The organism is Algoriphagus resistens, from assembly GCF_001442615.1.
GTDB lineage: Bacteria > Bacteroidota > Bacteroidia > Cytophagales > Cyclobacteriaceae > Algoriphagus > Algoriphagus resistens.
In genome coordinates, this window is sequence record NZ_LMXN01000004.1 from 210,550 (window position 1) to 223,169 (window position 12,620).

Consider the following 12,620-nt stretch of genomic DNA (forward strand, 5'->3'; position numbering starts at 1 on the left):
CAATAACCCAATTCATACCGTACTTTATAAAACCACTCTCCATCGATTGTCTCCGGTAGTATACCTGCCAGCGAAGCCCATATCCTTGAAGTTGAAGTCATTTGTAGGCGGACTAACCCAGAGGTCAGCCTGTCCCTTAGCGTAATTCCCAACCGGAAAGCCTGGAATTTCACTATCCGAGAAACTAAAGTCCCCAGTACTATAGGTGTTGACAATATCGAAATTCGTATTGCTTAATCCTTCAATTCCTCTCACAGCGTAACTTTCAGAATCGCTTTCATCCCATGCATGTCCAAAAATGCTATTGCCGATAGAAATCCCATTTGTCACATTATTATTTCCATCTCCACCTCTGTATCTGAAGATTCTGTTACTTCCACTGACAAAATTGGCAAACGTACAAGCATCGATCAAAATAGAGGTTGAGTTGTTTCTGGAAGTAATTCCAGCCTGGATTTTGTTGAAGGTAGAGGAATCAAACACAATGTTATTCACATGGGCTGTCTTTTCACCTTCCTTGGGGTCAGTATCTGTGGTCAGCAAACCATAGCTTCCAATGCTATCCACCAATGAATTTCTGATAATATACTTATCCAGAGCCACTGTTCCTCTGATTCTCAAAATGCCGCGAACTGTTCCTATTTGGCAATTTTCAAAAAGCAATTCTCCCACATTCACATTCTTAGTGTTTGGATTGAAAATGTAATCCCCCGAATAATCAGCGCCTCTCAACTCAAGGTCAACAAATCTAATGTGATCTATCTGCGCACCTTCGGCTATATCCCAATTGCCCGTAGTGTAAAGTTTTGCTTTTTGCTCACCAAATCCGTAAGCAGCCCGAATAGTTATTGATTTATCCAATGGCTCCTTTGGCAAGTCATAAGTCACACCTCTTTTCACCAAAATAAGATCTCCATCAGCAGCAGCTAGCACTGCATCAGCTACGGCACTTGGGCTTTCATTATCCCTAATATCTATTATACCCGGAGCGGAAGGATCTACGTCTGCTACCCGGGTGGTATAGTTTACCCAACCTCGAAGGACATCCTCACTGTAAATTGCGATCTGATATTCAGTCTCAGCTTCCAGACCTTCAACAATTACTTCAGCATTTCCCTGCTCTTCACTGGTCACAATTTGCTCATCAAATAACGGAGTACTTAGCTGTAAGTCTTCTGCTGTAAACACTTTGACAGCCGTCACCTCTGCACCTGCTTTGGTCCAAGTCACCCTGGCCGCTCTATCCGTCACATCATACGTGGCAGGATTGTTTAGAATAGTAGGAAAACGCTGCGTGCGCACGTTACCTAGATCTGAGGCCTTACTATCGTACTGAGGATCTGCAGCATGGGCCGTAGACCTAATCTGATAAAGTGTATTCCAGAAAAGCTCCTCTCCTATCAACGCCTTATTGATTTCTACATATGCCGTATCCGTTTCAATGACATATTCCACAGTATGGAATGTATCACGGCTTACCTCAAGCGTATAGGAAATAGCACTCTTCATATTCCCCTGGTTGACAATAATCGTATTGCCTTCTGAATACAAATCTTCGTTCAACACCGGTCTGAACAACCTGGTCTGTTCGAACATCTCTTCTTCCTCTTTACATGCTGACACTGCCACAACGGCCATCAACAGCATAAAAAGGGTAGTTTTTATATTTCTATTTAGAATTTTCATTGTTGATCTATTAGATTTTGATAGCCTCATTAAAACCCATAACCATCATTGGTCAGTGTCCCCTGGCTATTGTTGATAGCTGTAGAAGGAATAGGAAAAATGTAGCGTACTATGCCTGGATTGGGCCCATTGATGTAATTTGCCCAATCCTTTGTGATCCACTCTTCGTACTGCAACGTTTCATTGTGCAGACTCAACAGAAACGGAACCTGATTCCAGCTATCATCCGGCGGAGCCACCACTTTGGTATTTGGGTTGAGCAACACGAATTGCCCAGCCTCATTTACTTTCCAATACATATAGTCAGGCAAATCACCCGTACCATGAAACGCCCCATCAGCCATTTCCTTTAAACCCTCAACAGTTTCGGCCATCATCTGAGAATAATTTCCCCATCTGATCAATTCATATTTCCTGATCATCTCACCGCCGAATTCCCATGCTCTTTCATCTACGATCGCTTCAAAGAAGGTCTCTTTGCTTGCAGAAACACCTGAAACATAGCTATCTACGCGAGTACTCCAAAGATCATCACTGAAAGCTCTTCTTCTCACTCTCTTCAGTGCCTCCTGGGCACTTGCTGTAGGTCCATTCAATTCGTTTTCAGCTTCTGCATACATCAAAAGAATATCCGCATAGCGCATCATAGGCCAGTTGATACCTGTCCCTTTGGCGGAGGAAGCACCTGGAGGATTCTCCAAAAATGACCTACTCCACTTTCCCTGGGCGATGTTCGTCCTATTGTTGACAAACTCTTTTTCGAAATTGGTATTGATCTTATAAAGCGCGCAGGTCACATCCCTTCTGGTATCCAACGTATCGAAAGAAAAATAGTAAGTCGGCGGGATAGCCATGTAGTTATTACCTGAACCAAAGCTATGCGCAGAAGTCGGCCCACCCTCTACGGTAATCCCTATATTCCATGCCACATCCCCATTTCCCAGGGCAAAAGGCACTTCAAAAAGCACATCAGCATTCACAGGGGAAATAAATTTGGACTGGTTTAAGAATACCTGGCGATAATCAGAAGGCAGCTCACGGTCTTTCAACTGAATTAATTTTTCCGTGTAAGTCTTTGCTATCTGATAATACTCTAGGTAATCACCTTCTCGCACTTGGGAAAGGTCTTCCTGAACGTAATATCCGCCTCGCTGCAAAGCGATCCTTGCGATCATTCCCAAGGTATATTCTCTTGTTACCTGCTCGATTCCATAAGGAGTCTCATCAGCCCAAAGCATGTTCTCCTCCACTTCGATCATATCTGTAATCACTCCAGATAGGATGATATTCCGGTCCTCTTTTGGAAGATTGAATTCATTTCCAGCTCTAGGAGCATCATTTACATATGGTACGTCCCCGAAGAAATAGACCAGGATACTATACCAATAAGCTTTCAAGGTAACAGCTTCACCCAACAGGTGATTCATTGTCTTGGCTTCCACCACATCTGTAGATTCCAATTTTCCACTGGCACGAAGACCTTCTATGGAAATATTGGCATCACGGATTGCCTGATAGGCCGTATTCCAGACAATTTCCAGATCCCGATTGGTTCCCTGTGCATTGAGGTCCCAAATCTGATACCTGTCACCGGAGCTTGTCCATCCACTTTGATGTTCTATATCTGTATTCCCGGCCATATTATTGGAAAGCCTGGAACGGAAAGCATCTGTACCAAAATGGGAATAAGCCGCGTTCACACCCTTTCTGGCATCATCCACATTGGAATAAATATAATTTGTATCGAAAGTAGATAGGGATTCTGGCTCAAGAAAGTCGTCGCATGAAAAACTCATGCCTGCGACAACTGCTAGTACTATATATTTGATTTTCATTGGTTTAAAATTCAGATCCATTAAAATGTAACATTTAACCCAACCGTGTAAGAACGGCTTCGTGGAAATGAGGAGTAGTCAACTCCCGGAGTCAGGGCCGCATAGGTACTGCTGCGGCTAGTACTTACTTCTGGATCATATCCAGAGTAATCCGTCCATAATTTCAAATTGCTACCCGTACCATAAATTCTCAGCTGAGACAAGCCGATTCGAGAAATCAGATCTCTGGGGAAAGAATATCCTACCGTCAGATTATTCAACCGGATGAATGAACCATCCTCTACCGCCCAATCCGAGATCACCGCCCCGGCAATTCCGAAGCTACTGTGTGACCAAATATTCTTATCTGCATTCATCTCGCCTAACTGGCCCAGATCAGTCACTACTCCTCCGGGAATGCCAGTATATCCGCCGTCCACATCTATATAAGTGAAGCGATTTTCAGAACTCATGGTGGTCAACAGGTTACCATAAGTTGTTCTTCTGTACTGATTGTATTGGATTTTGCCTGTGTTGTAAACGTCATTACCATATTGGTAATTGAAGAATACCTGAGCATCAAAACCCTTAAACCTGGCGTTGATCCCAAACCCACCTTGATTCTTTGGAAGTGCATTTCCGATTACTTTTCTATCGTTTGCATCGATAACCCCATCTTCATTAAGGTCCTTCAGCTTCATGTAGCCAGGTTTGATATTGGTGTTACCCACCACAGCTCCAGAGCTCGGGATTCCTTCTTTAAGTAAATAATTTCCTGAAGCTGCATCGTAGGATTGAAAATCATCCACACCGTACATTCCATCACTTACATAGCCATAGATATCGCCAAGCCTTCCTCCAACTTGTAGGTAGTAATCATTGATATTGTTCAGATCTGTGCTTGCCCAGTTAGATTGGAAAAAGCGCTCATTTGTACCGTCCAGTTCTTCGATTTTGGCAATGTTCACACCAGTATTGAAATTCACAGAAAGTGAGAAATCAGGCTTATCTAATAGATAAACATTGATTCCCAGTTCAAACCCTTTATTTGAAGTACTACCGATGTTGTCCCATTGAGAACTAAAGCCTGTATTCGGTGGAATAGCAGACTGAAGCAAAAGATCTCTGGTGGTATTGGAATAAAAATCCAAGCTACCTTCAATTTTGGCCTGCATAAGTGAAAAATCCAGCCCTAAGTTTCTGTTAATGGTAGTCTCCCATACCAAATCTGGGTTATATAATACGGAGCTACTTGGCGTGTAATACACATTATCCACATTCCCAAAACCTGGACCGCGATTGGTAGATCCCTGGAACAGAAACTGGGTAGCAGTCGCGTCAATACGGTCATTTCCCGTCTCACCGTAAGAAACTCTCAATTTCAATTCATCGATGAAAGTAGAATTTTGAAGGAATCCTTCTTCGGAAATTTTCCAGCCCAATGCCAGCGCCGGGAAAACCCCAACTCTGTTTTCCTTGGCAAATTTGCTGGAAGCATCCGCTCTCACTGTACCGGTCAAAAGCCATTTGTTATTGAACTGGTAATTGACTCTACCGAAAAGTGAGAACCTATTCGCGTCCGTGTCATTTCTAGTTTCCAGTCTATCCACTCTTCCGAAGGTCATATTTGCAAAAAGCTCCTCAGGAGTAATGGACAATCTAAAATCCTCTGAACGGATCATTGCATAAGTTCCTCCGGAAGAATAAATCTCCTGGCCGAACAAGAAATCCAATTGGTGTTTTTCTCCTAGCCCGTTCACTTTCCAGTTCACACTGTTCAGCCATCTGTAAGAGTTGCTTTCTCTATTGGTTTTCACTCCTAGTGGCAAGCTCCCCCCGTTGTTGAAGGATTCGCCTGTCAGCGGACCGTAGAATCTAAGTTCCTCTCTGAAAGTCTTGGATCCGTTAAAGGTGGTTTTGAAATCCAGTCCATCCAAAATATTCCAGGTCAGGCCTGCATTGAACACATAATCATTATCTGTACGTTTCCTCCAATCCTGCTCAGCAAGTTCTATAGGACTGACAAGGCTTAAGAGAAATGATTGAAAGTCATCTTCGGAGTTGAGTTGATTTAAATCAATCTCCAGCTCATCGGCAATACCATTTACAGGTCTGGTCTGCACTGCATCCTTAATGTTGATCTGTGCATTTCCGGATGTACCGGCACCGTCCACTACGGTGTTGGTTACACGTGCCCCGGCATCAAAAGTCAGTCTTTTCCCAAGTTCCTGGTTCAGCTTGAAGTTGATTACATTTCTGGTGTAACCCGAATTGATCATCAGACCTTCATCGGTATTATTGGTCAAACTCAACATCACTTTTGTCTTGTCTGTACCGCCTGAGAGGGAGATATTATTATACATTGACATTTTTGGATCTCCGAATAATTCCTCTTGCCAGTCAGTTCCCGGCTTTTCTTTGTAAAGTTCCAGATCATCATAGACCCCATAGAATCTCTCAAACTTTTTCAAGTCAGCTTCAGATCTCAGCTTGGCATATTCATAATTTGCCATCACATACTCATAAGGATCTAGCACATCGTACCTGCGGTCCTTAGGAAGTGTTTTATATTGAAAAAAGTTGTTATACGAAACCGAGACTTTACCTGCAACAGGTGTCCTGGTTGTCACCACAATTACTCCATTGGAAGCCTGTGCTCCATAAATTGCTGTAGCAGCCGCATCTTTCAACACAGATATACTCTCTATATCTGTTGGGGGAATATCCCGGATGCTGCCCACAATAAATCCATCCACTACATAAAGCGGTGCATTGTCCTGCGTGATAGATCCTCCTCCACGAACGCGGATCACAATATCTGCATCTGGAGATCCGTCCGTAGTAAGCACATTCACACCGGGAAGCCGTCCGGTAATCGCCTGCGCGGCACTTGCCACCGGTATTTTAGATAGATCTTTACCGGAGATGGACGCGACCGAGCCTGTCAGATCACTACGTTTCACAGTTCCATACCCGAAACTTACGACCTCAACAGTTTCCAGTTGGGCCATGTCCTCCTCAAGAGTTACATCAATAATTGATTGATTTGCAACTTCGATTTCCTGGGTTTTCATACCAATAAAGGAAAAAACCAAAGTTTCCGAAGAAACTGCCGAAATGGAATACGTGCCGTCCAACTCTGTGACCACACCGCGGGTTGTTCCTTTTACAGTCACGTATGTACCGGGAAGGGGAAGGCCATCAGAACCGATTACGGTTCCGGTGATAGGACTGGTTTGTGCATGGGTCTGAAAACTCAGACTGCACAGCATACATAATAAGAGAAAAAGATATCGGGGCTTTTCCGATAGGAGTAAAATTTGTTTCATTTAATTGGCATTTTGGGTTTTACATTTCTCTTTTTAAGGATAAAGAGTATCCGTGTCAGCTTACTACTTGACTAGCAATTTTTCCATGTTGGGATGAGATTAAGTAAAAAGAAACTCATAAAGTTATTTTCTATTAAGTACAGTGAATTTTAATTATTGTGCAATCGATTGCATTTTACGTAATATTATTTCCTCAGTCAAGTATTCGGTATATATTTTATATAAATCAGAATATTCAGAACTTTTTGTGTAAAAAATCAGAATATTCCATTGATAAATTTTAAATATCTGACAGAAATGAATACTATTTCGATATGTATGCGCAATCGTTTACATGATATCTACTAAGAATTTCTATAAAAAATATATGCTTATAGGAAGACTTTGTCTAAAAATTCAATAATCGCATTTACCGTAGGATCAAACCACCGATCATACAGCCAGAAGGGATGTGGCGTGTCTGGAAAAGTAAGCACTTCTGAATAAATGTCTTTTTGGTCAAGTTTGGCCACCAACTCATCTCTTCCCGCATGAAATCTAGGGTATTGGGAGTTGATAAAAAGTATTGGCTTCAGATTTGGGTTCACTAGATAAAGTGGTGATGCCGCATCCCAGACCCCGGGTTTTCGCTCATAAGTTCCGCCAAGCCACTCCGAAGCGACCTGTCCTTCGGCCGATTCCGGGTGATGGAATGCCAACACACCATCCATATCTATGATTGCCTGAACCTCGGAGGAAGCCTTTAATTCTGTTTCACCTTCGTATTCTTTGGAATTAGTTAACCCCACCAAAGCTGCAATCTGTCCACCAGCCGAGCTTCCCGAGATGGCCATTTGTGAAGTATCCAACCCAAATTCAACTGCATGTACTTTCAGCCACCGGATTGCTTCCTTTACATCATGAATAGCCGCAGGGTATTGCGCCTCTGGCGAAAGCCTATATTCCACCACCGCTGAGACAAAACCTCTCTGCGCCACTGCCATTGCCATGGGAACCTGAAGCTCCTTGTCCCCGGATTTCCAACCACCCCCATGGATCATTACAATCGCTGGACGCGGAAATTTTGCATCCTTTGGAACGTATACATCCAGCTTCAACTTACGGTTCCCTGATGTCTTATAAACATGACCCTTAAACGATGTAACCTTTTCATTGTGAATCGGATAAACAGGTTTGATATGAGGAAAATTCTTGACGTCTTTCTTCCAAGCATCCTCCAAGTTGAATGAACTGTCCTTTTGATAGCCAAACCAACGATTTCCATAAAAGTCAGCATCTTTTGTTTCTCCCGAGAAAATGAGATCATTGCTGTATTTTTTAATTTCATCCTCGCTCAACTGATGTGCCCAATCCACCCGTGAAGTTGCGTCAGCCCCTGGCCCAACACTTCGGGCCTCGGCATAGAAGACTGTTTGCTCAGCATTCTTCCGGTTCCAATTATGCCAGCCTTCCTCAACTATATGCGGTCCCATATCCGTGTTAATGAAAACAGTCCTTGCATAATCCCTCCAGGGACGTCCCAGATATACTTTCTTCACACCTTCTGCCGCTGTGAGTTTGCAGTCTTTGAACACATAGCCATACTCAACCCAAGCTGGAGTAGATGCCGCAGTTATATAGGAATCGGCTTTGGAATGAATTTCACAATTTTCGAAAAGCGCAGTAGCAGAGCCAAAAATGAAATCAGTAGTTCCTTCAATGTAGCAATTCCTGTAGACCTGCCGGGAGTTTTCCCCTGAAGCAAACATGGTGTCCTGGTCTCCAATAAAGCGGCAGTTTTCGAACACCAGGCGATCCCCTTCAGCATGTAGTGCTATCGCTTGACCTACAGGGCCCGCTGTATTCTGGATAGTTAGATTCCTGAACGTAAGTGAATTGCCCAACACTTTCAACGTGTAAGTCCCAAACGTCCCCATGTTATCTTTTGCAGCAAAATCATCATAAGTAATAATTGTTGTTTCAGGGCTTTCACCTACAAAAGTCACATTGGTCACTGGGCCATGAACAGTCAACTTCTCCTTATAGGTACCTGCCTTTATAAACACAGTGAGAGGATTGGGAAGGTAAACCCGGATAGCATCCAGCGCTTCACCAATTGTTTTGAAATGCCCCGAACCGTCCTGCGCAACGATAATATCATGCTCAATTTTCCCCTTCCACTTTTCAGCATCTAATGCCTTAATATCAGGGTTTTGAACCTGCGAAAACGTAGGATTGCAAAAAACAAATGTAAAAAGCAGGAAAAGAAACGGGCCAATTGATTTCATAGTGTTTTTCAAATCATAATGAATTTAAACTTTGTCTGGGTCCTGCTTTCCATGCGTCCTCCCCCGCCCCTTCATGCCTATTTTTTCGCCAGTTCCTGCATTCCTTCAAGTACCAGCTGTGCAACTGCCTTTGCTCCTGCAGGCTGAAAATGTGTATTGTCCTTTTGCCCTTCAGGAAATGCTTCATACAATCCAGGCCCAAAGTTCATGAAGTAATTTGCGGTCACATATTCCTGACCTTTTTCTGAGAAAAAATCCCTTGACCGTTGATTCAAATCTATCATCAAGGCATCAAGCTCCGCTGCGACTTCCTTGGCAGCAGCATCATATTCTCCATGTACATTTTCCAAAAACCCATCTTTCCAGGGATAATTCCTGGCCACAGGAGTCAGGACAATGGGTATGGCCCCTTTCTCCCTGCTTTGGTTTACAAAAAGTCTGATATATTCTTTATAGCCTTCCACAGTCACGTATCGCTCGGTTTTCTCTTTGGCAGCATCATTATGGCCAAATTGCATGATCACCAAATCACCCGCCTCTAGTTTTCTATAGACTGCGGCCCATCTGCCCTCTTCAAAGAAAGTCCGTGTGCTTCTGCCTCCCCTGGCGCGATCATCCACAATAACTGAATCAGTAGCTACCAGACGTTGCAGAGACTTAAGGTTGTCCAGCGTCATGATAGATTGAAATACCTGGCCCCATCCTGTCACCGGATAGCGTTCTTTCATGTAATCTTCTCCTTCGTATTTGGAGTAATCAGCCATTGTAGAATCACCGATCAGGTAGATTTTTGTGACTTTCTCTTTTGGCACAAACGCGGAGAAGATGAAAAGTACTACTAATATCGAAAGGTGTTTTTTCATGGGTTCTAGTTATTATTCATGCCAACCGACGACCATCGACAGTCCAGTCCCGGCTGATCTGTCTAGTTAAAGTAAATTAAGTTAACACTTAAAGCCAATCTGCTGCCGACAGTTGACTATGGTCTGTTGACCCTTCCTATTCCTTCAGATACTTCTTCAGCTCAGGCAATTCGCGTTTCAACTCTTCCACGGCCAAATCACTTACTTTGAAAGCTCCCGTTGGGGATAAATGTGTGTCATCTTCCCTTCCTTCTGGAAACTGAGAATAATCGCCAGGCCGATAGTGAAGGAATAATTCCTTTGATTTCTCCACTCCAAATTGCTCGATTACCTTAACTGTTTTGGCATGAAGATCGAAAAGAGGGACCTTCATTTCGGCTGCCACTTCCCGTACCACTTCAGAATAGCGGCCGTGTGTATCCATCAATCTCCCATGCTCATCAAAGCTCCTTCTAGAAATCGGCGTGGCCAAAATTGGCTTACCCCCTTTTTCCAGTACTTCATTCGCATATCGGATCAAATTATCCCTGTAGTCAGTATCCGCTGCAGCATATCTATCTTTGGCACTGGTTTTCTCGTCGTTATGACCAAACTCTATGATCACGTAATCTCCGGACTTGATACGTTTCATCACTTTCTTCCAGCGTCCCTCGTCACGGAAGCTCTTGGTGCTTCTGCCGTTCTTTGCATGATTTTCAAAGCGTATTCCTTCCTTGAAATACAGCGGAAAAACCTGTCCCCAGCCTTTTTCAGGATTACTGCCGGAATAAGGTTTGTCCGCCATCGTAGAATCTCCGACCATGAAAAAAGTAATTTCTTCTTTTGGCAAATCCCACGTGAGCGCGATGATTGAGAACAAAAAACTCAATAACAGTACCTTCATCTTATTTTAATTTTACTTTTCCTTCACTTCCTTTTGAAATAGAAACCTGCGAGGCATCAGCAAAGTCTTTTTTATCCAATTGCACATTACTTGACCTACCCAAAACTTTGACAGCCGGTTCATCCTTGGTTTCATACGCAAACTGCTCTACGTTCACATTCTGACTGTTATAAATGGTCAATGGTGTACCGTCTGTACCGAGTACTCTCACATTGATCAGTTCCAGCCCATCCGTGTCTATAGCCGTAATTCCCTTCTTCGCTTCCAAAATAGCATTTTCCAAGCGTACATTTTCGAGTTGCATCTCGGGCAAGCCCATGAAAAAAGCAGCAACTTCAGAATCTGTCACTGTGATATTCTTCATAAAAATATTTCTGAAAACCGGTGTTTCTTCCGTCACAGGTACCAAGTCCTCTTGTCTCGCCTCATCTTCTGCACTTTGATCTTCTTCAATCACCGGACTGTTACCGGTGTAAAACATGTTGAACCCAATCGCCTCAGTAGGAATCCCCACCATATCGATATCCGAAATCCAAATGTTTTCAACCACTCCCCCACGGCCTCGGGTACTTTTGAATCTTAACCCAATATCAGTTCCGATGAACGTACAACCAGAAACATGAATGTTGCGGACCCCGCTGGACATTTCACTACCAATGGTCACACCACCATGTCCGTGATATACCACGTTATTTTTGATGATCACATTTTCTGTAGGGATTGCCCGGTCTCTCCCGTCTTTGTCTTTGCCAGACTTGATACAAATTGCATCATCCCCCACATCAAATGTATTATTGTAAATCAACGCATTCTTGCAGGATTCCAAATCAAGACCGTCCCCATTCTGCGAGAACCATGGATTGCGGACATTCAGATTACGGATGATTACATCTTCGCTCATAAGCGGATGAATATTCCAGGCAGGAGAATTCTGGAAAGTAGGCCCATCCAATAATACACGCTTGCTTTTCCGAATACTGACCATCACTGGACGAAGGAAATCCTTCATCTTCTCCAACTCTTTTGGATCTGTAATATCAGGAACATTGAAACTCGAAGCTGCATTGTGACCATTCAGGTAAGATTGAGTTGGAAACCAATTGGTTCCTTCCACGATCCCGCCCGAATTGACCAGATTCTTCCATTGCGATTCGGTCATCTTTCCTTTCTTCACAGCTCTCCAGACTTCACCGCTGCCATCGATTGTTCCATTGCCTGTGATGGCAACGTTCTCCACTTGATGTGCATTGATAGGAGATTGACAGCGGATGGTGCTCAGACCTTCAAAACTTGTTTCGATCAGTGGGTAATCATCTTTATCCTTGCTGAACCTAATCAATGCCCCATCCTCCAGGTGAAGGTTTACATTGCTCAAAAGCGTGATTGGGCCAGTAAGCCATACGCCTCTAGGTACAATTACTTTTCCCCCGCCAGCTTTATTTACCGCTTCAATGGCAGTTTTGAATGCTTCAGAGTTTTTAGTCAAGCCATCTCCTACAGCACCATATTCAAGGATGCTTTTTTCAAAATTTGGAAAGCTCGTTTCCTTTACCTTAGGCATATCGAATTCCATACCCTCATAGATGGTTTCCAAAGTTTGCTGCGCAAAAGCATAAGTAGTACTTAGCGCAAGTACCAGTAAGAGCTTAAATTTTAATAAAATCAATTTCATATTTTGGATTGTTATAACACTATCTTAATTTTTTATCAACCTCAGAAAAATACTTTTGAAAGTACTTTAAAGATCGGCCTTGGACTTTGGACCGTCATCAGCAGTC

Annotated in this window: 7 protein-coding genes; all 7 read right to left on the reverse strand. The window is 43.3% G+C overall.

Annotated features, from left to right (window positions below; all coding sequences use genetic code 11):
- Window positions 1–24 precede the first annotated feature (24 nt).
- Window positions 25–1,686 carry a DUF4957 domain-containing protein gene (locus tag AS141_RS09385; protein WP_057937396.1) on the reverse strand — a complete coding sequence of 554 codons (1,662 nt, stop codon included), beginning with the start codon at window positions 1,684–1,686 and terminating at the stop codon, window positions 25–27.
- A 29-nt stretch (window positions 1,687–1,715) separates the two neighbouring features.
- Window positions 1,716–3,521 (reverse strand): RagB/SusD family nutrient uptake outer membrane protein, encoded by a 1,806-nt coding sequence (locus AS141_RS09390; protein ID WP_057937619.1) that lies wholly within the window; start codon window positions 3,519–3,521, stop codon window positions 1,716–1,718.
- A gap of 20 nt (window positions 3,522–3,541) precedes the next feature.
- Entirely contained in the window at window positions 3,542–6,829 is a 3,288-nt protein-coding gene (locus AS141_RS09395) for a SusC/RagA family TonB-linked outer membrane protein (RefSeq protein WP_082632239.1), read from the reverse strand.
- A 371-nt stretch (window positions 6,830–7,200) separates the two neighbouring features.
- Window positions 7,201–9,096 carry a pectinesterase family protein gene (locus AS141_RS25970; RefSeq protein WP_082632240.1) on the reverse strand — a complete coding sequence of 632 codons (1,896 nt, stop codon included), beginning with the start codon at window positions 9,094–9,096 and terminating at the stop codon, window positions 7,201–7,203.
- Window positions 9,097–9,173: 77 nt separating this feature from the next.
- Window positions 9,174–9,959 carry a rhamnogalacturonan acetylesterase gene (locus AS141_RS09405; RefSeq protein ID WP_057937398.1) on the reverse strand — a complete coding sequence of 262 codons (786 nt, stop codon included), beginning with the start codon at window positions 9,957–9,959 and terminating at the stop codon, window positions 9,174–9,176.
- A gap of 136 nt (window positions 9,960–10,095) precedes the next feature.
- On the reverse strand, window positions 10,096–10,842 hold the full coding sequence (locus AS141_RS09410) for a rhamnogalacturonan acetylesterase (RefSeq protein WP_057937399.1): 747 nt from the start codon (window positions 10,840–10,842) through the stop codon (window positions 10,096–10,098).
- A gap of 1 nt (window position 10,843) precedes the next feature.
- Window positions 10,844–12,514, reverse strand: a complete 1,671-nt coding sequence (locus AS141_RS09415) for a glycoside hydrolase family 28 protein (protein WP_057937400.1) — start codon at window positions 12,512–12,514, stop codon at window positions 10,844–10,846.
- Window positions 12,515–12,620 lie beyond the last annotated feature (106 nt).